The organism is Donghicola mangrovi (assembly GCF_013377535.1).
In the GTDB taxonomy this organism is placed as follows: domain Bacteria; phylum Pseudomonadota; class Alphaproteobacteria; order Rhodobacterales; family Rhodobacteraceae; genus Donghicola; species Donghicola mangrovi.
In genome coordinates this window covers 354489-377057 of the sequence record NZ_JABCJE010000002.1, presented here as the reverse complement: position 1 = coordinate 377057, position 22569 = coordinate 354489, and the positions used below count along the sequence as shown (strand labels likewise).

General features: G+C 61.8%; 21 protein-coding genes. 13 read left to right on the top strand and 8 right to left on the bottom strand.

The window, feature by feature from the left end; genetic code table 11:
- Nucleotides 1-23: 23 nt before the first annotated feature.
- The 4 genes from HJ536_RS06340 to pgi all read left to right on the top strand — a co-directional run bounded on the left by HJ536_RS06340 (nucleotide 24) and on the right by pgi (nucleotide 4764).
- Complete coding sequence (locus HJ536_RS06340; RefSeq protein ID WP_177157070.1) at nucleotides 24-896, top strand: NAD(P)-dependent oxidoreductase; 873 nt, start codon at nucleotides 24-26, stop codon at nucleotides 894-896.
- Nucleotides 897-1030: 134 nt separating this feature from the next.
- Nucleotides 1031-2485, top strand: a complete 1455-nt coding sequence (gene zwf, locus HJ536_RS06335; RefSeq protein ID WP_177157069.1) for a glucose-6-phosphate dehydrogenase — start codon at nucleotides 1031-1033, stop codon at nucleotides 2483-2485.
- Nucleotides 2482-3153: a 6-phosphogluconolactonase gene (pgl, locus tag HJ536_RS06330; protein ID WP_177157068.1), complete on the top strand. Its 672-nt coding sequence runs from the start codon at nucleotides 2482-2484 to the stop codon at nucleotides 3151-3153. The genes zwf and pgl overlap by 4 nt, the downstream gene beginning before the upstream one ends.
- A 9-nt stretch (nucleotides 3154-3162) precedes the next feature.
- Nucleotides 3163-4764, top strand: a complete 1602-nt coding sequence (gene pgi, locus HJ536_RS06325) for a glucose-6-phosphate isomerase (protein ID WP_177157067.1) — start codon at nucleotides 3163-3165, stop codon at nucleotides 4762-4764.
- A 138-nt stretch (nucleotides 4765-4902) separates the two neighbouring features.
- Here the strand turns inward: pgi and HJ536_RS06320 are convergent, their stop codons facing one another.
- Nucleotides 4903-5373, bottom strand: coding sequence for an acyl-CoA thioesterase (locus HJ536_RS06320; protein WP_177157066.1), 471 nt, complete (start codon nucleotides 5371-5373; stop codon nucleotides 4903-4905).
- A 219-nt stretch (nucleotides 5374-5592) separates the two neighbouring features.
- Between HJ536_RS06320 and cysS the strand changes: the two genes are divergently transcribed.
- From cysS to HJ536_RS06305, 3 genes are all read left to right on the top strand, one after another.
- Complete coding sequence (cysS, locus tag HJ536_RS06315; RefSeq protein WP_177157065.1) at nucleotides 5593-6969, top strand: cysteine--tRNA ligase; 1377 nt, start codon at nucleotides 5593-5595, stop codon at nucleotides 6967-6969.
- Nucleotides 6970-7062: 93 nt separating this feature from the next.
- Entirely contained in the window at nucleotides 7063-8679 is a 1617-nt protein-coding gene (gene cimA, locus HJ536_RS06310; RefSeq protein ID WP_194245079.1) for a citramalate synthase, read from the top strand.
- Complete coding sequence (locus HJ536_RS06305) at nucleotides 8679-9422, top strand: phytoene/squalene synthase family protein (protein WP_177157064.1); 744 nt, start codon at nucleotides 8679-8681, stop codon at nucleotides 9420-9422. The genes cimA and HJ536_RS06305 overlap by 1 nt, the downstream gene beginning before the upstream one ends.
- Nucleotides 9423-9445: 23 nt before the next feature.
- On the opposite strand, the gene HJ536_RS06300 is transcribed toward HJ536_RS06305, so the two are convergent.
- On the bottom strand, nucleotides 9446-10663 hold the full coding sequence (locus tag HJ536_RS06300) for an MFS transporter (RefSeq protein WP_177157063.1): 1218 nt from the start codon (nucleotides 10661-10663) through the stop codon (nucleotides 9446-9448).
- Nucleotides 10664-10725: 62 nt separating this feature from the next.
- On the opposite strand from HJ536_RS06300, the gene HJ536_RS06295 reads away from it, so the two are divergent.
- From HJ536_RS06295 to HJ536_RS06285, 3 genes are all read left to right on the top strand, one after another.
- A complete protein-coding gene (locus HJ536_RS06295; RefSeq protein ID WP_177157062.1) occupies nucleotides 10726-11355 on the top strand; it encodes a DNA-3-methyladenine glycosylase family protein in 630 nt (209 codons plus the stop codon).
- Nucleotides 11352-12017: an alpha/beta hydrolase gene (locus tag HJ536_RS06290; RefSeq protein WP_177157061.1), complete on the top strand. Its 666-nt coding sequence runs from the start codon at nucleotides 11352-11354 to the stop codon at nucleotides 12015-12017. Before HJ536_RS06295 ends, HJ536_RS06290 begins: the two co-directional genes overlap by 4 nt.
- 188 nt (nucleotides 12018-12205) lie before the next feature.
- Entirely contained in the window at nucleotides 12206-12790 is a 585-nt protein-coding gene (locus HJ536_RS06285; protein WP_176854336.1) for an HNH endonuclease, read from the top strand.
- On the opposite strand, the gene HJ536_RS06280 is transcribed toward HJ536_RS06285, so the two are convergent.
- The gene (locus HJ536_RS06280) at nucleotides 12781-13374 is read right to left on the bottom strand and encodes a hypothetical protein (protein WP_177157060.1); all 594 of its coding nucleotides are present in this window, start codon (nucleotides 13372-13374) and stop codon (nucleotides 12781-12783) included. The two genes, HJ536_RS06285 and HJ536_RS06280, sit on opposite strands and share 10 nt — an antisense overlap.
- Before the next feature lie 4 nt (nucleotides 13375-13378).
- On the bottom strand, nucleotides 13379-14296 hold the full coding sequence (rocF, locus tag HJ536_RS06275) for an arginase (RefSeq protein WP_177157059.1): 918 nt from the start codon (nucleotides 14294-14296) through the stop codon (nucleotides 13379-13381).
- 84 nt (nucleotides 14297-14380) lie between these two features.
- On the opposite strand from rocF, the gene HJ536_RS06270 reads away from it, so the two are divergent.
- A complete protein-coding gene (locus HJ536_RS06270) occupies nucleotides 14381-14842 on the top strand; it encodes an Lrp/AsnC family transcriptional regulator (RefSeq protein WP_228028647.1) in 462 nt (153 codons plus the stop codon).
- 21 nt (nucleotides 14843-14863) lie between these two features.
- On the opposite strand, the gene HJ536_RS06265 is transcribed toward HJ536_RS06270, so the two are convergent.
- Nucleotides 14864-15424 (bottom strand): lipid-binding SYLF domain-containing protein, encoded by a 561-nt coding sequence (locus tag HJ536_RS06265; protein ID WP_176854331.1) that lies wholly within the window; start codon nucleotides 15422-15424, stop codon nucleotides 14864-14866.
- Nucleotides 15425-15536: 112 nt separating this feature from the next.
- Entirely contained in the window at nucleotides 15537-16535 is a 999-nt protein-coding gene (hemB, locus tag HJ536_RS06260; RefSeq protein WP_177157058.1) for a porphobilinogen synthase, read from the bottom strand.
- 117 nt (nucleotides 16536-16652) lie between these two features.
- On the opposite strand from hemB, the gene HJ536_RS06255 reads away from it, so the two are divergent.
- Together HJ536_RS06255 and mfd are read left to right on the top strand one after the other, a co-directional pair.
- Complete coding sequence (locus tag HJ536_RS06255) at nucleotides 16653-17177, top strand: component of SufBCD complex (RefSeq protein WP_177157057.1); 525 nt, start codon at nucleotides 16653-16655, stop codon at nucleotides 17175-17177.
- Nucleotides 17178-17179: 2 nt separating this feature from the next.
- The gene (gene mfd / locus HJ536_RS06250; protein WP_177157056.1) at nucleotides 17180-20659 is read left to right on the top strand and encodes a transcription-repair coupling factor; all 3480 of its coding nucleotides are present in this window, start codon (nucleotides 17180-17182) and stop codon (nucleotides 20657-20659) included.
- A 33-nt stretch (nucleotides 20660-20692) separates the two neighbouring features.
- Here the strand turns inward: mfd and HJ536_RS06245 are convergent, their stop codons facing one another.
- Both HJ536_RS06245 and HJ536_RS06240 read right to left on the bottom strand, forming a co-directional pair.
- Nucleotides 20693-21916, bottom strand: a complete 1224-nt coding sequence (locus HJ536_RS06245) for a multidrug effflux MFS transporter (protein WP_176854324.1) — start codon at nucleotides 21914-21916, stop codon at nucleotides 20693-20695.
- Between the two features lie 5 nt (nucleotides 21917-21921).
- Entirely contained in the window at nucleotides 21922-22551 is a 630-nt protein-coding gene (locus HJ536_RS06240) for a DsbA family oxidoreductase (RefSeq protein WP_177157055.1), read from the bottom strand.
- Nucleotides 22552-22569: the final 18 nt, after the last annotated feature.

The window sequence follows — 22569 nt, the reverse complement described above, 5'->3', positions numbered from 1 at the left end:
AAAGACGCAAGGGGGGAATTCTCATGGCAAAAGTAGCGTTTCTGGGTCTGGGGGTTATGGGCTATCCCATGGCAGGACACCTGACCAAGGCCGGTCATAGCGTAACTGTCTATAACCGTACCACAGCCAAAGCAGAAAAATGGGCCGAAGAATTCGGTGGCAGCTATGGCAAGACGCCCGCCGAGGCCGCCAAGGGTGCCGAATTTGTGATGACCTGCGTGGGCAATGACGACGATCTGCGCAACGTCTGTGCCGGAGAAAACGGCGCTTTCGAAGGGATGGAGGCCGGTGCCATTCTGGTGGACCACACCACCGTATCGGCGGCCGTGACCAAGGAACTTTATGACATCGCCAAGGGCCGTGCCCTGCAATTCGTGGACGCGCCGATCAGTGGTGGTCAGGCGGGCGCGGAAAACGGCGTGCTGTCGGTGATGTGTGGCGGTGATCAGGACGCCTATGATGCGGCGGAACCCGTGATCGACGCTTACGCCAAAATCTGCCGCCGTCTGGGGGACAGCGGCGCGGGCCAGTACACCAAAATGGTCAACCAGATCTGCATCGCCGGTCTGGTGCAGGGTCTGGCCGAAGGTCTGAACTTTGCCGACAAGGCCGGTCTGGACATCGACGCCGTGGTCGAAGTGATTTCCCAAGGTGCCGCGGGCAGCTGGCAAATGGCCAACCGCCACAAGACCATGAAGGCCAACGAGTACAACTTTGGTTTTGCCGTGGACTGGATGCGCAAGGATCTGGATATCTGCCTGCGCACCGGCGAAGAGATCAAGGCAAGCCTGCCGAACACCGCCCTGATCGACCAATATTACAAGGATGTTCAGGCAATGGGCGGCGGTCGCTGGGATACCTCGTCGCTGCTGGCACGTCTGCGCAAGTTAGGTTGACCTAAACCAATATTTTTCTGTTACCTTCGGGGGTGAAAGCTACAGACAGTAGACTTTCGCCCCCACGTCTTTTATACGGGCGTCAAAGTTAGCGCTAACAATCGCTAAGGCTCCGTCTGACCCAGGAGGGAAACATGGTTTCACGCGTCATTCCGGTCGATTCTTTCGACCTCGTGATCTTTGGCGGCACCGGCGATCTGGCCCGCCGCAAGATCCTCCCCGGCCTGTTCCGCCGCTTTGCCAGCGGCCAGATGCCCGACGAGGGGCACATCATCGGCGCTGCCCGTTCGGACATGAACAGCGACGAGTTCCGCACAATGGTCAAAGAGGCGATCGAGGAATTCGATCCCAAATCGGCCAAGGATACGGAAAACCTTGGGAAATTCCTGGACCGTGTATTCTATGTCGCCGTGGATGCCAAGGGCGATGGCGGCTGGAAAGAACTGGGGGAGCTGCTGCGCCCCGACATGATCCGCGCCTTCTACTTCTCGGTCGCACCGAGCCTGTTCGGCTCGATCGCGGAACGTCTGAAGACCTTTGAACTGGCCGATGACGAAGCCCGCATCGTGGTCGAAAAACCCTTTGGCAAGGACCTGCAATCGGCCCGCGCTCTGAACAAATCGCTGGCCGAGCACTTCCTCGAAAGCCAGATCTACCGCATCGACCACTACTTGGGCAAAGAGACGGTCCAAAACCTGATGGCCGTGCGCTTTGGCAACATGCTGTTCGAGCCTCTGTGGAACAGCCAGTACGTGGATCACATCCAGATCACCGTGGCGGAAACCGTGGGTGTTGGTGGCCGTGGCAGCTACTATGATACCTCGGGCGCGATGCGGGATATGGTGCAGAACCACCTGATGCAGCTTCTTTGCCTGATCGCGATGGAGCCGCCCGCGAAATTCGACCCAGACGCGGTGCGCGACGAAAAGCTCAAGGTGATCCGCGCGCTTGACCCTGTTGAGCCCCACCACATCGTGCGCGGCCAGTATACGGCGTCGGAAACCACCGCAAGCTACCGGGAAGACGTGGAAAATCCCCGTTCCTTTACCGAAAGCTTTGTCGCCATGCGCTGCGCCATCTCCAACTGGCGTTGGGCAGGGACCCCGTTCTATCTGCGCACCGGCAAACGGATGAAGGCCCGCACCAGCGAGATCGCCGTGGTCTTCAAGGATGCGCCGCACTCGATCTTTGGCGCCGAAGCGGGCGTGCACCGCAACGTGCTGTCCATCCGCCTCCAGCCGAACGAGGGCATGACCCTAGGCGTCACCATCAAGGAACCCGGTCCCGGCGGTATGCGTTTGATTGACGTGCCCCTCGACATGACCTTTGCCGAGGCCCTGGGGCCGGACGCAGAGGAGGTGCCCGACGCATACGAACGCCTGATCATGGACGTGATCCGTGGCAACCAGACCCTGTTCATGCGCGGCGACGAGGTTGAGGCCGCTTGGGCATGGACCGACCCGCTGATCGAGGGCTGGACCCGCCGCAACGACGTTCCCAAACCCTATGACACCGGCAGCACCGGCCCTGACGATGCGCTTATGCTGATGCATCGCGACGGTCGCCGCTGGAGAGAGATCAAGGAATGACCTTCAACGAATACCCTGATCGCGAGATGATGATGATCGATCTCGCGAACACCATCGCCGGTGAATTGGGCGAGGCCCTGCGCACCGGCGACCGTGCCTCGCTGTGTGTACCCGGTGGCACCACGCCCGGCCCGATCTTTGACGCCCTGAACGAAGTGGCGCTGGATTGGGACCGCGTGGATGTGCTGCTGAACGACGAGCGCTGGGTCCCAGAGGATCACGACCGCTCGAACACCCGCCTGTTGCGCCAGCGCCTGCTGATCAACAAGGCGGCAGCGGCGAAATACGTGCCCCTTTATGCCCCCACCGAAACCCCCGAGGAGTCGATGGAGGCGCTGGCCGCTGGTATCGAACCTTCGCTGCCCTTGTCGGTTTGCCTGCTTGGGATGGGCGCAGATATGCACACCGCGTCGCTCTTCCCCGGTGCCGACCGGTTGGAGGAGGCGCTGTCCGACGACGCCCCGATCCTGCTGCCCATGCGTGCCCCCGGCGCGCCCGAGCCCCGCATCACCCTGTCGGCCCGCGTCCTGCGCGATGCCACAAATCTTCACATTGTCATCACTGGCGCCGAAAAACGCGAAGCGCTAGAACGGGCGCGCACGCTCGAGCCCTTTGATGCCCCCGTCGCAGCGGTGCTCGACCGCGCTGTGATCCATTGGACGGAGTAATTTTTTAGTATGTGGACCGACCTGAAGGCGCATTACGCCCGCACCAGCGACCGCAATATCCTTGACCTGTTTGCCGATGACACCCGTTTTGAAGGGTTCTCGGCGGCGCTTGGTGATTTCCTGCTGGACTATTCGAAAACCAATATCGACGCGGACACCCGTTCGGCGCTGATCGCGCTGGCCGAAAACGCCAGCGTGGCGGCCCGCCGTGACGCCATGTTCGCTGGCGAAAAGATCAACGAGACCGAAGGCCGCGCTGTGCTGCACACCGCGCTGCGCAACCTGTCCGGCCGCACCGTCGAGGTAGACGGCCAAGACGTCATGCCCGAGGTTCTGGACACCCTGAGCCGCATGGAAGCCTTTGCCACCGCAGTGCGCGACGGCAGCTATCAGGGGCAGGGCGGCAAGATCACCGATGTGATCAACATCGGCATCGGCGGCTCCGACCTTGGGCCCGCGATGGCCTACCGCGCGCTGTCGCCCTATGGCGTGGACGGCCCCCGTTGCCATTTTGTGTCGAACGTGGACGGCGCCGACATCCATGACGTGCTGGTGAAATGCGATCCGACCACCACGCTGGTGATCGTGGCCTCCAAGACCTTCACCACCATCGAAACCATGACCAACGCGGAAACCGCGCAAAAGTGGATGGCCGAGAAGGTCACCGACACCGGCGCGCAATTCGCGGCACTCAGTTCGGCCGTGTCGAAAACCGCTGACTGGGGCATCGCCGCAGAGCGCGTCTTCGGCTTCGAAGACTGGGTCGGCGGTCGCTACTCCATGTGGGGCCCGATCGGCCTGTCGGTCATGATCTCGATCGGTGCCGACAACTTCCGCGCCTTCCTGCAGGGCGGCGAAGCGATGGATAATCACTTCCTGACCGCCGATTTCGCGGAGAACCTGCCGGTCCTTCTGGCGCTTGTCGGCATCTGGCACAACCAGATCAGCGGCCACGGCACCCGCGCCGTGCTGCCCTATGACAACCGTCTGGGCCGCCTGCCTGCCTATTTCCAGCAGTTGGAAATGGAATCGAACGGCAAATCGGTTTCGATGGATGGCAAGGACCTGACCGTCCCCGCGGGCCCCGTTGTCTGGGGTGAACCGGGCACCAACGGCCAACACGCCTTCTACCAGCTGATCCACCAAGGCACCCAAGTGGTTCCCGTCGAATTCATGGTCGCCGCCAAGGGCCACGAAGATGACCTGACCCACCACCACAAACTGCTGGTCGCCAACTGCTTTGCCCAGTCCGAAGCACTCCTGCGCGGCCGCTCGCTGGACGAATGCCGCGAGCGTATGGCTGCCAAGGGTCTGACCGGCGATGAACTGGAACGTCAGGCGCGCCACCGCGTGTTCCCGGGCAACCGCCCCTCGACCACACTGATCTACCCCAAGCTGACGCCCTATGTCCTTGGCCAGATCATCGCGATGTACGAACACCGCGTCTTCGTCGAAGGCACCATCCTCGGCATCAACTCCTACGACCAGTGGGGCGTTGAACTGGGCAAAGAACTGGCGCTCGCCCTCGACCCGATCCTTTCGGGCGATCAGGACGGCGCAGGCAAAGACGGCTCGACCCTTGGCCTCGTGAAATACGTCCAGAACGCCTAAGGCCCCCGAACCCCGAAACGAAAAGGCGCGCCCGAAACCGGCGCGCCTTTTTGCATTCTTCTTGGTAAAAATACTCTCGGGGGTGAATTGGGGCGCAGCCCCAAGAGGGGGCAGACAGCCCCCTTTACCTCTACAGCCTCACTCGGCCACAGCCCCGTCAATCTCGATGAACCGCTGCCGCACAGCCTCGGGCAAAGCCCGCTTGGCCGATCCATCCGGCTCCAGCAGCACAATCACCGCCCGTGCCACCACACGAATATCGCCACAGAAGATACCGTAATCATGGGTAAAACTGCTCGTCCGGAACGAAGAGGTCCGCGCCGTCAGAACGTAATCCTCGTGCAGCTTCATCTCCTTGCGGTACTCGATCGACAGTGACCGCAGCACCACCCGCGGCTCGTTCTCGGTATAGCTGGTGATGCCCCAATCCATGAAATACTGGATACGCACGTTCTCCAGCCACTTCAGATAGGCGGCGTTGTTTACGTGTTGCAGGGCATCCAGATCGCCGAAATGCACGCGATCCGCGATCCCGAGAGGCCATTCGTCGGGCACGTTCTGCGCACGAAGAACCTCGCGCGATAGGGGGGTGTGATACAGCAGGGTCATACCCGAATTGGTAATGCTGCACCTGCACTCAGGCAAGACGCTTGGCAGGGACTGTGACGCATGGTAATTCCGAGCCCATGAACCAAAGCGCGACCATCATTATTCCCTGTTCGATCTGCTGAGACACACGTCCGGCGGGCCGTTTCGCGCTTTCTTCCACAATAGTGCAATGCTACACCCGCCGCGACCCGACAGACGATCCACGGGCGAGGACCAGGCATGACCCAGATTACACTCCACAACACAATGTCCCGGCACAAGGAAACCTTTGCGCCGATCGACCCCGAAAATGTGCGCATGTATGTCTGCGGCCCCACGGTCTATGACCGCGCCCATCTGGGGAACGCGCGGCCTGTGGTGGTGTTCGATCTGCTCTACCGCTTGCTGCGCCACGTCTATGGCCCCGAGCACGTGACCTATGTGCGGAACTTCACCGACGTCGATGACAAGATCAACGCCCGCGCCGCTGAAACCGGCCGCGACATCCGCGAGATCACCGACGAAACGATACAGTGGTTCCTTGACGACATGGGCGCCTTGGGCGCGCTGGAACCGAACAAGGCCCCCCGCGCCACCGAATATATCGGCGAGATGATCGCCATGATCGAAGGCCTAATTTCCCGTGGCCACGCCTATGCCGCCGAGGGCCACGTTCTGTTCGCCGTGGACAGCTGGAAAGAGGGCTATGGCAAGCTGTCGGGCCGTTCGGTCGATGACATGATCGCTGGGGCCCGCGTCGAAGTTGCGCCGTACAAACGCAACCCGATGGATTTTGTCCTGTGGAAGCCCTCGACCGATGATCTGCCGGGGTGGGACAGCCCTTGGGGCCGTGGCCGTCCGGGCTGGCACATCGAATGCTCGGCGATGAGTGATGCGCTGTTGGGGGCGTCCTTTGACATCCACGGTGGCGGCAACGACCTGATGTTCCCGCACCACGAGAACGAAATCGCCCAAAGCTGCTGCGCAAACCCCGATGCTGGCTTTGCCAAGGTGTGGCTGCACAACGAAATGCTACAGGTCGAGGGCAAGAAGATGTCCAAATCCTTGGGCAACTTCTTTACCGTGCAGGACCTGTTCCAGCAGGGCTGGCCGGGCGAAGTGATCCGGTTGGTGTTCCTGCAGACCCATTACCGCAAGCCCATGGACTGGACCGTCGAAAAGGCCGGCACTGCCCGCGACACCCTGAAGAAATGGCGCAAGATGACCGATGGCGTTGTGGCTGGCGAGGTTTCCCCCGCCGTGATCGAGGCTGTGGCAAGCGATCTGAACAGCGCCGGTGCGGTGGCCGAGCTGCACCGTTTGGCGGGCGCAGGCGATGCAGCGGGGCTGCTGGCTTCGGCGCAGTTTCTGGGGCTGCTGACACCGGAAATGGGTGCCTGGGCCGATGAGCCCGAGGCAGGCGCGGATGTGCTGGCGCCCTTGGCCGAGAAACTGGCGGCGGTGCGTGCCGCTGCGATGGAGTCCAAAGATTTCAGCGAAGTCGACCGGTTGAAGACCGCATTGCTGGAGGCTGGCGTCGAAGTGCGCATGTCCAAGGCAGGGGTCGAACTGTCCGCGAAGGACGGGTTTGATCCGGCCAAACTGGAAGGTTTGTGAGCCGATGCGCCAGTGGCAGATGTTGAACGGGGGGCTGTCTGCCCCCCGCGCCCCCCGAGGGTATTGGAACCAAGATGAAGGGCAGGTGGTGTGATGAAAGAGAAATTGTTCCTGTATGACACCACCTTGCGCGATGGGCAGCAGACTCAGGGCGTGCAGTTTTCGACGCCGGAAAAGCATCAGATCGCCGATGCGCTGGACATGCTGGGGGTCGATTACATCGAGGGCGGCTGGCCCGGAGCCAACCCCACGGATTCCGCGTTTTTCGAAGAGGCGCCCGAAACCAACGCGGTGTTCACCGCCTTTGGGATGACCAAACGGGCAGGGCGCTCGGCCGAGAATGACGAGGTTTTGGCGGCCGTCCTGAACGCGGGCACACCTGCGGTGTGTCTGGTGGGCAAGACCCATGATTTCCATGTGACTTGTGCGCTGGGGATCACCTTGGAAGAGAATATCGAGAATATTCGGGCCTCGGTCGCGCATATCGTGGCGCAAGGGCGCGAGGCGCTGTTTGACGCCGAGCATTTCTTTGATGGCTATCGGGCGAACCCTGACTATGCGCTGGAGGCGGTGAAGACTGCCTATGCCGCGGGGGCGCGATGGGTGGTGCTGTGTGACACCAATGGCGGGGCGCAGCCCAGTGTGATTGCCGATGTGGTGCGGGACGTGATCGCGGCGGGCATCCCCGGCGATCACTTGGGCATTCATTGCCACAATGACACCGAGCAGGCTGTCGCCGGTTCGCTGGCCGCAGTTCTGGCGGGGGCGCGGCAAATTCAGGGGACCTTGAACGGCTTGGGCGAGCGGTGCGGTAATGCCAACCTGACCACCCTGATCCCGACCCTGAAGCTGAAAGAGCCCTATGCCAGCCTGTTCGAGACCGGCGTCACCGACGAGGCCTTGGAAGGCATGGTCAAGGTCAGCCGGATGCTGGACGACATCCTGAATCGCGTGCCGTTCCGTCAGGCGCCCTATGTGGGGGCCAGCGCCTTTGCCCACAAGGCCGGTCTGCATGCCAGCGCGATCCTGAAGGACCCGACCACCTACGAGCATATCGAACCGGCGTTGGTCGGGAACAGCCGCATCATCCCCATGTCCAATCAGGCGGGCCAGTCGAACCTGCGCAAGCGTCTGACCGAAGCGGGGCTCAAGATCGAGGCCGGTGATCCGATCCTTGGCCAGATCCTGGACGAGGTGAAGGCGCGAGAGGCCGAGGGCTATTCCTATGACGGGGCGCAGGCCAGTTTCGAATTGCTGGCGCGGCGGGCGCTGGGGCAGTGTCCCGATTACTTCGAGGTGAAGCGCTATCGCGTTACCATCGAGCGCCGCAAAAACAAGTACAACAAGATGGTCAGCCTGTCCGAGGCCGTGGTCGTCGTGAAGGTGGACGGAGAAAAGAAGCTGTCGGTCAGCGAAAGCATGGACGAATGCGGCACCGACCGCGGCCCCGTGAACGCGCTATCCAAAGCTTTGGCCAAGGATTTGGGGCGCTATAGCGACCTGATCGAGGATATGAAGCTGGTCGACTTCAAGGTTCGGATCACCCAAGGCGGCACCGAGGCCGTGACCCGCGTCATCATCGACAGCGAAGACGGCAAAGGGCGCCGCTGGTCCACCGTGGGCGTCAGCGCGAACATAGTGGATGCCAGCTTCGAGGCGCTTCTGGACGCCATTAACTGGAAGCTGATCCGCGACGGGGCCAAAGCCTGATGAGCATCAACGCCTGCGCCAAGATCGTGCATGACGCCGATCCGGACCGGTTTCTGGCCATCATGGCGGCGCCGGTTCCGGCGCGGCGGGTGCTGTTTCCGCTCTATGCCTTTAACGTCGAGATCAGCCGCGCGCCTTGGGTCACCAAAGAGCCGATGATCGCCGAGATGCGGGTGCAGTGGTGGCGCGATGCCTTGGCCGAGGTGGCCGAAGGGCGCGGACGGCGACACGAGGTCGTGGATGCCTTGGCCGAGGTTCTGGATGCCGACGGCGCGCGCCTGCTGGACGGGTGCTGCGAGATGCGCCGCTGGGACATCTACACCGATCCGTTCGAGGATGAGGCCCACTTCGACAGCTATATTCAGGAAACCTCTGGCACGCTGATGTGGGTGGCCGCGCGGGCGCTTGGGTCTGCGACCGAAGATGCCGTGCGGGCGCGGGGCTATGCGGCGGGGGTTGCGAACTGGCTGATGGCCGTACCGGAACTGGAAAGCCGCAATCGGGTGCCGCTGCTGGATGGCCGCCCCGAGGGGGTTCAGGCCTTGGCGCGCAAGGCGCTGGGAGCTTTGGACAATGGTGACAAGGCGGACAAGGCGGCGCGGCCCGCGCTGCTGCCTGCCTTCCAGAGCGGGGATATCCTGCGGCAGGCGCTGGATAATCCGCTGCGGGTTATTGATGGCAATCTTGGATTAAGTCCGATCCGCAAGCGATTGTTATTGATGAAACAATCCGCTTTCGGATAACTCGAACACCAGGGTGCCCCGCCTTATCCGGCGGGGCTTTCTTTTGGCTTCAGGACCAGCCAGATCAGCGCGCCGCCAGCCAGCATCAGGAACGGGGCCATCGCCATGTTCACGGCCGTCCAGCCTTGAACCGGTGATCCGCCCGAGCAGTTCATCAACCCGCCCGACGCCAGCGAGGCCACGGTCACACCGCCGAACACCAGAAGGTCGTTCAGACCTTGGACGACGCCGCGCTCTTCGGGGCGGTGGGCACCGGCCAGCATCGAGGTTGCGCCGATGAAGCCAAAGTTCCAGCCGATCCCCAGCAGGACCAGCGTGATGAAGAAGTGGCTCAGGTCCGCTCCGCTGAGCGCGACCACACCGGCGCTGCCCAGAATGGCCAGACCCAGCGCGACGATCTTTTCCACGCCGAAGCGGGCGATCAGGTGGCCGGTAAAGAACGACGGGATGAACATCGCCAACACGTGGGCGCTGACGATATTGGCGGCGTCGGACTTTTGATAGCCGCAGCCAACCACCGCCAAGGGGGTCGAGGTCATCACTAGGTTCATCAGCGCATAGCTGACCATACCGCAGATGATCGCCACCACCACACGGGGCTCGCGCAGGATCTCTCGGCGGGACCGCGCGGCAGGGGCGTTTTCCGACGGAACGGGCGGGCGCGGGATGTCGAGCGCCAGAAACAGTAGCATCCCCAACAGGTTAATCCCGATCACCGCCATATAGGTCCCGATAAACGGCACCACGCTGGCATCCACGGTCCATTTCACCAGCTGCGGCCCGATAATGGCCGAGGCCAGACCACCCGCCAGCACATAGGAAATCGCCTTGGGGCGGAATTCGTCGGAGGCGGTATCCGCAGCGGCAAAGCGATAGAAGCCTTGGGCGCACATATAAATGCCGGTCAGGTAGCTGCCGAACAGGAACAGCCAGAAATTCGCGTACATCAGCGCAGTCACGGCGGTAAAGCTGCCCAAGAGGCCACCGCTGGCCCCCAGAATAAAGCCCGCCTTGCGCCCGTAGCGCTGCATCACGTTGGACAGCCACGGCGCGGTCGTCATGGACCCGAACACGATCATCGAGATCGGCAGGGTCGCCAGACAGGGGTTCGGCGCCAGTTGCTGACCGGCGAGACCGCCGATCACGAAAATCATGCTCATCTGGCTGCCAAGGATCGCCTGAGCGGCGGACAGGACAGCGACGTTGCGCTTTGCGCGGTTGTGATCATATGCAGTGCTCATGGGCAAAGGCGTAGTGCTTTGTCCCGCTTGCGTCCAGTGTGGTCGTGCAGCAGGGTACCGTTATGGATGAACGGATCATCATAAGCGACACATGCGTGGCCGAGGGCGCCAGTTGGCTGGCTGCGGCAGAGCCCCGCTTTGCCCATGCGCTGACGCTGACGGGGCCTTTGCCCCTGCGCCGGCGCAAGGATGGATTCGAGCAATTGCTAAGCGCGATTGTCAGCCAACAGATCAGTGTGGCCGCCGCCAATGGCATCTGGACGCGCCTGCAAACCGCCCGACTGACCGGCCCCCGCAAGATCCTGCGGGCGACCGAAGAGGACCTGCGCGCCTGCGGCCTGTCCCGCCAGAAGATCAAATATGCCAAAGCCTTGGCCGAGGCGCGGATCGACTTCATCGCCCTGCGCGATGCGCCCACGGATCAGGTTGTGGCGACGCTAACGCAGGTCAGCGGCATCGGCATCTGGACCGCCGAGATTTACGCCATGTTCAGTCTGGGACGCGCCGATGTGTTCGCCCCCGGTGATCTGGCCCTTCAGGAAGGCGCCCGCATTCTGTTCGATCTGCCAGAGCGCCCCAAGGAAAAAGCCCTGCGCCAAATGGCCGAGGCATGGACCCCGTGGCGCGCGGTTGCAGCGCGGCTTCTGTGGGCTTACTACCATGTGGCAAAGGACAGGGAAGGGATCAGATGACTCGCGTTCTACGGTCGGATCGCCGCGAGGCGGCTTCGGGGGAAACCCGCTCGGTGGTGGTATTTCTGCATGGGTATGGCGCGAATGGCGCTGACCTGATGGGCTTGGCCGATCCGTTGGCCGAACACCTGCCGGACACCACATTCTATGCGCCCGATGCGCCGGAAAACTGCGCTGGCTCGCCCTTTGGGTTCCAGTGGTTCCCGATTCCGTGGATCGACAATTCGTCCGAAGAGGAATCCGAGGCCGGATTGTTGCGCGCTGCGGACGATCTGCGCGCCTATTTGTTAGGCATTCTCGAGGAAGAGGACCTTTTGCCCGAGCAGATGGTACTGATCGGTTTCTCGCAGGGCACGATGATGTCCTTGCATGTCGGCCCCCGTTTCGAAGAGCCCCTTGGCGGGATTATCGGTTTTTCGGGCCGTTTGCTCATGCCCGAAGTCCTGCCTGAAGAGGCGAAATCGCGTCCGCCCGTGCTGCTGCTGCACGGCGATCAGGACGATGTGGTGCCGCCGCAAAGCCTGCCTCAGGCAATCGACGGGTTACAAGCCGCTGGTTTCAAAGAAGTTTATGCCCACGTCATGAAGGGCACCGCCCACGGCATTTCCCCGGACGGTCTGGGTGTGTCGCTGGCCTTCATGCGCGACAAGCTGGGAATGTAAGCCACAGACGCGCCCCGTCCTTTGGCGTGGGCGCGTCACGCTTCTGTCACGAAGTCTGACTAAAACCGTGAACAACACGCCATATCGAGAGGCTTGCCAGAGGTTAGCCGCGATATATAGTGGTAGGTATCGGGGCGGGCTGTCCCGCCTCGGGTCGGACTGACAGACGAGGAAAAGAGGCTTTACCCATGGACGGTGACTTCAGGACTGAATTCGTAAGAGAACCCGGCGCGCTAAAGCATTATCCGGCGCTGGTGCTAAACGCGGATTACCGTCCCCTGTCATATTATCCACTTTCGCTGTGGCCGTGGCAGGAAGCGATCAAGGCGGTCTGGCTCGATCGGGTCGACATTGTTGCCGAATACGACACCACGGTCCGAAGCCAGCGGATGGAAGTGCGGATACCCTCGGTCGTCGTCCTTAAAGATTTTGTAAAACCTCAAAAGCGCGTGGCCTTCACGCGCTTTAATCTTTTTCTGAGGGACGAATTCTGCTGCCAGTACTGCGGCGGACGCGGGGATCTGACCTTTGACCACGTGGTGCCGCGCGCCCGTGGCGGTATTACCAGCTGGGAGAACGTGGTCGCGGCCTGTTCGCGCTGCAACCTGCGCAAGGGCTCCAAATCGCTGCGTCAGGCCAACATGCACCTGCAAAAGCCGCCCAAGCAGCCATCGGCGGACGAGCTGCAGAATGTCGGGCGGAAGTTCCCGCCCAACCACCTGCATGTCAGCTGGATGGACTATCTGTACTGGGACGCCGAGCTTCAGGCCTGATCGTCAGCGAAATACCGGGTGTCGCCGTTCTTGGTCAGCCAGCGCTTCCACCGGTACACCAAGAGCGTAAAGATAAACACGACATTACACCCACCGAATATGCCAGCAAACGCCGGCCTGAAGGGCCAGAGCAAGAAATATTCGCTCGGATTGCCCCAGCCGATGGCCTTGGACGGGAAAAAGAAAAATACTCCATTGAAGAGCAGCAGCATCACAATCATTGGTGTAACAACCCGCTTGCTATCTTTGGTTAAGCGCCGGCACATCTTCGGAAAAGCCACTGTTTTCGCGTAATAATGTGCGTTCATCCACAGAAATAGCGGCGTCAGGATGATGTGGCTCAGGACGGTCGCGACGTAGGAAATCGTGTGGATCGGGTCGAAGGCTTCATAACCGGACAGCATCGGGAACAGCCACGGTGCCCCCACTGCATAGCGCAGCATCGAGTCAGGGAACCCTAGCGCGAACCCATAGCTGACGGCCCCATAGCAGGTGACCATCAGCGGGAAGAACCAGAAGTTGAACACTTCGTATTCTTTGGTTTCATTTTGCGGGGCAGGCGCACCAGGCGAATTGGGTGTCACCGGTTTAGCTCGTGTAGGCGCGGGTGGGGCGGTCGAACACACGTCGTCCCAGCGCCGAGGCAGCAAGGTCCACCATCAACTGCGCCGTGCGGCCACGTTCATCGAGGAACGGATTCAGTTCCACCAAGTCGAGCGAAGTCATGAGCCCGCTATCTGCGATCAATTCCATGCACAGGTGGCCCTCGCGCACAGTGGCGCCGCCGGGCACCGTGGTGCCCACCGCAGGGGCCGCCGCCGGATCAAGGAAATCCACGTCCAGCGACACATGCAGATTACCGCCCGCATCCGCCACATCCTTGAGGAAGCGGCGCAGCAGGACCGAGATGCCGTTTTCGTCAATCTCGCGCATGTCGTGGTAGCGGATATCGCTGCTCTCTAGCGCGCCGCGTTCGGCCCCGTCTACAGACCGCAGGCCGATGATGCAGATATTCTGCTCGGGGATCGGGTTGTTCACCGGGGGGAAGCCCTCGAACCCTTCGCGGCCGGTGACATAAGCGAGGGGCGTGCCGTGCAGGTTCCCGCTTTCAGTGGTGTGCAGGGTGTGGAAATCCGAATGGGCATCGAGCCAGAGCACGAACTGGGGCTTGTCGGTGGCCGCAGCCACGCCAGTGACCGAGCCCAGTGACAGGCTGTGATCCCCGCCAAGGAAGATCGGCAAACGCCCCGCCTGCATGGCATTGCGGCCCGCGCGGTGGATGGCTTGGGTCCAGCCAATGGTCTCGGCCAGCGAATGGACCGCCGGATTGGCGCAGTCGGGGGCGGCCACCATATCGGGGGTCAGGTTGCCGATGTCAGTCACGCTATGGCCCAGATTGCGCAGCGCCCGCGCCAGATTGGCCGTACGATAGGCGTCGGGGCCCATCAGGCAACCTTTGCTTTTCTTGCCGCTGTCCACGGGGGCGCCAATCAGTTCGATGTCCATTGCGTTCTCCTGTTACCTTGGGGCCGTTATGCCCATCGGACCACGTCAGCCGAAAGGGATCAAGCTGGTCATTCCGGACGGAATATGTACAAACTGACCAGCATGACCGACCAGATTGCACATCAGCTTGACCAGATCGACCTGTCACTCATCGCGGAATTGCGGCGGGACGGGCGGGCCTCTCTGTCCGAGTTGGCCCAGATTTTGGGAATCGCAAGGGCAACGGTGCGATTGCGGCTGGAAAAACTGCAAGAGCGAGGCGTGATCCGCGGATTTTCTGTGGTGCTCAGCGGGGATGGCCACAAAGCCCCCGTGCGCGGTCTGGTCATGGTCGGGATCGAGGGACGCGGCGCTGACCGCATCGTGCGCCACCTGCGCGGCATCCCCGAGGTCGAGGCCGTCCACACCACCATCGGGCGCTGGGACCTTATCCTAGAGGTCGGGGCGCAGTCCTTGGCCACGCTGGACGAGGTGCTGGCCAAAATAAGAAGCCTCGAAGGTGTCACCACCTCCGAGACCCATTTGCTTATGACATCCAAGCGGTAAGGGGCGCGGGGCCCCAACCCATCAGGGGATGATGCGGGTGTATTTCGAACCCTCAACGGTCGCGCCCAGACGCAGACCGGTCTGACCGAACACAACCGCGACGACAGGCGCCAGCGAGGTGGTGGTTTCGGCGCGGATTTTCTCGCCCTTGTCGGCCAGCGCGTATTCGACGTTCGCACCGGCGGCCCAACCGCTGGAGCGACGGAAATCGGCAAGCGCCTCGGGGGTCATGAAGAACAGAACGTGTGCATACTGCTGCGCTCCGATCTGGAAGCCCACGGTGCCCTTGGTCGAGGCGTAGTAGTCAACGGTGGCGTTGTTGATGCGCAGGGCACCACGGCCATAGGCGCCGCCCAGACCCAGACCCGCTTCGGTCACCAGCGGCATCACCAGCATACCGACCGATTTATCGGCCAGCTCGCGGGTGCCGGGATAGTTGTTGAACATGTAGCTCAGGGTGCTGTCCACGCGGGCGTCGATGATCTGCGCGCCCTGCGAATTGGTGCCATTGCCGCAAGCAGCAACCAGCGGAAGAGCGCCCAATGCGGCGACGGTAAAGAAACGACGGCTGATCTTGGTCATGGTTCTTGCCTGTCCTCTGACGGGGTATTCCCGGTTGTTATTCTGCGAACTATAGGCCCCTTGGATGCGCATGTCACCCGACAAGCGCACCCTTGGCGGGATTTACAGGTCCTTAGGCACCGATAATGCGTGCAGCCGCCGGAGCGAAATAGGTCAGAACGCCGCTGCAGCCCGCCCGCTTGAAGCACATCAGGCTTTCCAGCATCGCGCGCTCGCCGTCGATCCAGCCGTTCTGGGCAGCGGCCTGGATCATCGCGTATTCCCCGCTAACCTGATAGGCGAACACAGGAACTCCGAATTCGTCGCGGGCGCGGCGGCAGATGTCCAGATAGGGCATACCGGGTTTGACCATGACCATATCCGCGCCTTCGTCCAGATCGCGGGCAATGCAGCGCATCGCTTCGTCGGTGTTGGCGGGATCCAGCTGATAGGTCTTCTTGTCGCCCTTCAGAACGCCCGAGGCACCGACCGCATCGCGGAACGGACCATAGAACGCACTGGCGTATTTGGCGCTATAGCTCAGGATCGCCACGTTGGAATGGCCGTTGATTTCCAGCGCGTCACGGATATCGCCGATGCGGCCGTCCATCATATCCGAGGGACCGATGATGTCGGCACCGGCCTCGGCCTGAGACAGGGCCTGCTTGACCAGCGCCTCGACGGTTTCGTCGTTCACCACATAGCCATCGACCATAAAGCCGTCCTGACCTGTGATGTTATAGGGGTCGAGCGCCACGTCGGTCATAACCGCCATATCGGGCAGAGCGGCCTTGAGCGCGCGGGTGGCGGTGTTCGACAGGTTGTCGGGGTTCCATGCCTCGGCGCAGTCCAGCGTTTTCTTGGAGGGGTCCGTATAGGGGAAGAGGCAAATGGTGCTGACGCCCAGATCGAACGCCTCTTTGGCGGCTTCGACGATCTTGTCCACGCTGCGGCGGTACACACCGGGCATCGAGGGCACTTCTTCTTCGACACCTTCGCCATCGCGCACAAAGACCGGCCAGATCAGGTCCTCGGCCGCCAGATGGTTTTCGCGGGCCAGACCGCGCAGGGCAGGCGTGCGGCGGGTGCGGCGCAGGCGGCCGGCGGGAAAGACAGTGGGTGCGTGGGGCATGACCGGTTCTCCGAAGGTTTTTTGATGGGTGCCACGGATCGCGGCTCATCTCAAGACTGGGCATTACGGATGGGACGCGCTATGTCCCGAACCTGACATCATTTTCAGGAGAGAGCCTTGGATCTTGGCGGGCGTATCTTTGAACTGATCGACATGCGATCTTTCTCGAACCTCTGGTACTGGATCGCATTGGCGGCGCTGTGGTCGTCGATCAGCCATTTCGTGCTTGGGGTGCCCTATGACATGGTGGGCCGCGCGCGCCGTCATGGTGGCCAAGCGATGGAGGATCTGAACGCGCTGGTCCACATCAAAACCCGAAGAACCCTGATGGTTTTCGACACGTCGGGCGTGTGGATCGTGGCGTTCCTGTCATTTCTGGTAACACTGGTTCTGGTCTCGGGCTTCTGGTTCGGGGTCGAGTTTGCGCAGGCCACCGGCTTGCTTCTGTGCCCGCTGACGCTGGTGGGCTGGATGCGCCTGAACCTGTCGCGCCGGATCGCCACGCAGGGCATTCACGGCCCCGATCTGTGCAACGCCATCACCCGTAACCGATTCTACACCCAGTTGATCGGCATGGGCGCGGTCTTTGTGACCTCGCTGTGGGGGATGTACCAGAACATGAGCATCGGAGCAGTGCACTGACCATGGCCAGCTGGAACGCAAAACACCTGACTGTCGGCGGCGCCCCCGAGGGGTTCGACGCGCAACTCATCCTAAAGGAAATGGAGCGGGCCAAAGCACCGGTCCTGCACATTGCCCGCGATGACAAACGGATGCAGGCCATGCGCGATGCGCTGGCCTTTTTCGCGCCCGACATGCCGGTGTTCACGTTCCCAGGGTGGGACTGTCTGCCCTTTGACCGGGTGTCGCCCAATGCCGATATCTCGGCGGCGCGGATGGCGCTGTTGGCGGCGCTGGTGCACGGGATGCCCGAGCGCTATGTCATCCTGACCACGCTGAACGCCGCCACCCAGCGGGTTCCCGCCCGCAGCACCCTGAAGGGGGCGTCCTTTATCGCGTCCGTCGGCAGCCGCGTTGATGAAAAAGAACTGCGGAATTTCTTGGTGCGTATGGGCTTCACCCAAAGCCCCACGGTGATGGAGCCCGGCGATTACGCCATTCGCGGCGGTATCATCGATATCTTCCCGCCGGGCGACACGGGCCCCGTGCGTCTGGACTTCTTTGGCGACACGCTGGACGGCATCCGCCGCTTTGACCCTGCCACCCAACGCACCACGGACAAGCTGGACATCATCGAACTGGCCCCTGTGTCCGAGGTCATTCTGGACGAGACCGCGATCACCCGCTTCCGCCAGAACTACCGGATCGAATTCGGCACCGCCGGCAGTGATGATGCCCTCTACGAGGCTGTCAGCGCCGGCCGCAAACAGCAGGGGATGGAGCACTGGCTGCCCTTCTTCCATGATCGTTTGGAAACCCTGTTCGACTTTGCTTTGGACGCGGTGATCTGTCTGGACGAGGCGATGACCGCCGCCCGGCTCTCCCGCTGGGAGGGGATCGCCGACCAGTACGAAACCCGCAAGATCGCGCTGCAAAACCGCAAGAAGGGCGACAGCGTCTACAAACCCGCGCCGCCCGAACTGCTCTATCTGAACGACGCCGCGTGGGAGACCACCGTTCAGGACCGCCGCGTCATCCAGTTCAACCCGCTACCCCAAGCCACAGGCCTCAATGTTATCGACGCAGGCGGCCGGATCGGGCGCAACTTCAGCCCCGAGCGCCAACAGGAAAGCATCAGCCTTTTCGGGGCGTTAGCCGACCACATTAAACGCAAACTGGGGCAGGGGCCGGTGCTGGTCGCCAGCTACTCCGAAGGGGCGCGCGAACGTCTGACCGGCTTGATCGAGGACGAAGGTCTGGCCGAGGCGATCCCCGTCATGAACGGCACCCGTATCGGCAAGTCCGGCCTGCATCTGGCAGTTTGGGCGCTGGAACACGGGTTCGAAGCGCCTTTTGAGGGCAAGACCCTGACGGTGATTTCCGAGCAGGACGTCTTGGGCGACCGCCTGATCCGCCAGCCCAAGAAACGCCGCAAGGCCGAGAATTTCCTGACCGAGGCCACCTCGCTGACGCCCGGTGACCTGGTGGTGCACGTGGACCACGGGATCGGCCGCTATCACGGGCTCGAGGTAATCACCGCCGCCGGAGCCGCGCACGAATGTATCAGCCTTGAATACGCTGAATCCGCGCGCCTTTATCTGCCGGTCGAAAACATCGAACTCTTGTCCCGCTATGGCCACGACGAAGGGCTTTTGGACCGTCTGGGTGGCGGTGCATGGCAGGCCAAGAAGGCCCGCCTCAAAGAGCGCATCCGCGAGATGGCCGACAAGCTGATCCGCGTGGCCGCCGAACGCGCCCTGCGCAAAGGCCAGATGCTGGAGCCGCCCCCCCACGCGTGGGAAGAGTTCAGCGCCCGCTTCCCCTATCAGGAGACGGACGATCAGCTGCGCGCCATCGGCGATGTGGTGGCCGACCTGACCAGCGGCACGCCGATGGACCGCCTGATCTGCGGCGACGTGGGCTTTGGCAAGACCGAGGTCGCCATGCGGGCGGCCTTTATCGCGGCGATGTCGGGGGTTCAGGTGGCGGTTATCGCGCCGACCACGCTGCTGGCCCGCCAGCACGCCAAAAGCTTTGCCGAACGCTTCCGCGGCTTCCCGATCGAGGTCCGCCAACTGTCGCGCTTTGTCACCGCCAAAGAGGCCACCGAAACCCGCAAGGGGCTAGCTGAGGGCACCGTCGATATCGTCATCGGCACCCACGCGGTTCTGGCCAAGAATGTGAAATTCCAGCGCCTTGGTCTGTTGATCATCGACGAAGAGCAGCATTTCGGCGTGAACCACAAAGAGCGCCTGAAACAGCTGCGTTCCGACATTCACGTGCTGACCCTGACCGCGACCCCGATCCCGCGCACCCTGCAGTTGTCGCTGACCGGCGTGCGCGATCTGTCGATCATCGGCACGCCCCCCGTGGACCGTCTGTCGATCCGCACCTACGTGTCCGAATTCGACAAGGTCACCATCCGCGAGGCCCTGCTGCGCGAACACTATCGCGGCGGGCAGTCGTTCTATGTGGTGCCACGCATCACCGACCTGCCCGAGATCGAGGAATTCCTAAAGGAACAGGTGCCCGAGGTCAGCTATATCGTGGCCCACGGGCAGATGGCGGCGGGGGAGCTCGACGACCGGATGAACGCGTTCTACGACGGGAAATACGATGTGCTGCTGGCGACCACGATTGTGGAGTCGGGCCTCGATATTCCCACCGCGAACACCATGATCGTGCACCGTGCGGATATGTTCGGTCTGGCGCAACTCTACCAGATCCGTGGCCGTGTGGGCCGCTCCAAGACCCGCGCTTATGCCTATCTGACCACCAAACCCCGTGCCAAGCTGACAGCCCCAGCAGAAAAGCGCCTGCGCGTGCTGGGATCGCTGGATACGCTGGGGGCGGGCTTTACGCTGGCCTCGCAGGATTTGGACATTCGCGGGGCGGGGAACCTGCTAGGTGAGGAACAGTCCGGCCAGATGAAGGACGTGGGTTACGAGCTCTATCAATCCATGCTCGAAGAGGCGATCGCCAAGATCAAATCCGGCAAGATGGAAGGGCTCCTGGACGACGACGGCCAATGGGCGCCGCAGATCAACCTTGGTGTGCCCGTTCTGATCCCCGAGGATTTCGTGCCCGATCTGGATGTGCGTCTGGGCCTCTACCGCCGCCTGTCCGAACTTACCAAGAAGGTCGAGCTGGAAGGGTTCGCCGCCGAACTGATTGACCGCTTTGGCCCGCTGCCCAAAGAGGTAAACACGCTGCTGTTGATCGTCCGCATCAAGGCGATGTGCAAGCGGGCAGGGATCGCCAAGCTGGACGGCGGCCCCAAGGGCGCAACCATCCAGTTCCACAACGACAAATTTGCCTCGCCCACCGGTCTGGTCGAATTCATCCAAGGGGAAAAGGGCGCGGCCAAGATCAAGGACAACAAGATCGTCGTGCGCCGCGAATGGGCGACCGAGGCCGACAAGATCAAGGGCGCCTTTGCCATTGCCAAAGATCTGGCCGAAAAGGTTGTCGAAGTCGAGAAACAGAAAAAGGCCGCCAAATAAGGCGGCCTTTGGTCTTTTCAGCGGTTGGCTGGATCAGACGGTCTGCAGCACGTCGTAACGACGCGAGATGATCATGATCAGCCACGCAATCCCCGAACACACCAGCACGCCGATCATCAGCGGCAGGGGCGTTCCGTCATAGGAATAGCCCACCGGAACCGCCACCAGCACCGCCAGAATGGTCGAGATCGCCCCGATGATCGCTGCGGCAAAGCCCGCCACGTGGCCCAAAGGCTCCATCGCCAGAGCGTTGATGTTGCCGAACACCAGACCGATCATAAAGAACGACACGGCCATATAGGCGATGAACACGTAGAACTCGCCCTCAACGGGGATCAGGCCGCTTTCCAGCAGAACCAGCGCCACGATGGTCGCCGCGAACTGCGCGAACAGCGCCGAGGTGGACAGAAGGCGCATCCCCAGCGTCATCACCAGACGGGCGTTTATGAACGACGCCATCGCCGCAAAACCGGCCACGCCCGCAAACCAGATCGGGAAGCTGTCCGTGCGGTCATAGGCCTCGGTGAAGAGCTGCGGCGCGCTCGAGATGAACGAAAACATCAGGCCGAACCCCAGCGACAGAGCAGCGGTGTACATGACCACCAGACGGTTCCCCAGCACCTCGCCAAAGGCATAGCGGATCGCCTTCCACGACAGGGGGCGGCGGTTTTCCGGGGCCAGCGTTTCGGGCTGACGGATCATCAGCCAGCTGCCCGAGAACAGCGCGAACACCACGAACGCGACGAACACCCCGCGCCAGCTACTGTAGCTGATGATCAGCGCACCGACGGACGGCGCGGCGGCAGGCACCAGAATGAACACGGTCATCACAAAGGACATGATCCGCGCCATCTCGCGGCCTTTGTACAGGTCACGCACCATAGCAAGGCTCACCACCCGAGGCGCCGAGGCCCCAAGGCCCATGATAAAGCGCGAGATCAGCAGATGCTCCAGATCCTGAGCATTCGCGGCATAGAGGGCGGCCACCATGTAGATCGCAATGCCCACGGCCACGGTGATCTTGCGGCCGAACCAGTCCGACAGGGGACCGGCAAAGAACGTCCCGATGCCCATGCCCATCACAAAGCTGGTGATGATGAACTGCGCGCGGTTCAGGTCGTCCGGTGTCATCTGCTGCGCGATCTGCGGGATCGCAGGCAGCATCGAATCGATGGAAAACGCGAGGGTGGCAAAGAGCATTGCCAGCATCCCCACGAATTCCGGAAATTTAAGAGGTTTCGTGGGGGCTGCGAACATATGGATTAGGCTCCTACTAATTCGTCGATGACCCTGACCCACAGTTCTGACGGTTGCGCTCCGGGCACGGCATGTTGACCGGCCACCACAAAGGTCGGCACCGCCCGAACCCCCATTTCACGGGCCATGGCGTCTTTTTGCAAAATTTCCTGTTTGTCGGCGTCACTGGCAAGCAGGCGCAGGATTAGGGCTGCGTCCATACCGGCACCGTCGGCAATGTCGGCCAGAACCTCGTGATCCGAGATATCGCGACCCTCTGTGAAGTAGGCCTGAAACAGCGCAGAGGCAACGGGGGTTTGCCGCCCCTCGACCCCGGACCAGTGAATTAGTCTGTGCGCATCGAGCGTGTTAGGTGTGCGGGAAATGGAGGATAAATCCATTGTAAGGCCCATTTCCTCTGCGCGTTCAATGACTTGGGCGTATGCTTTGACAGCGCCATCCTTGCCGCCGAACTTCCCCTCGAGGTAAGCGCGTCTGTCCATTCCTTCGGCGGGCATGTCGGGGTTCAGCTGATAGGGCAGCCATTCCAGATCAAAGGGATGCTTGGGGCGATCGGCCAGTGCTTGGGTCAGCTGAGCAAAGCCGATGTAACACCAGGGGCAGATCGGATCGGAAAATAGATTTAGCTTAACCATTGGGTGCCTTTCGGGGCC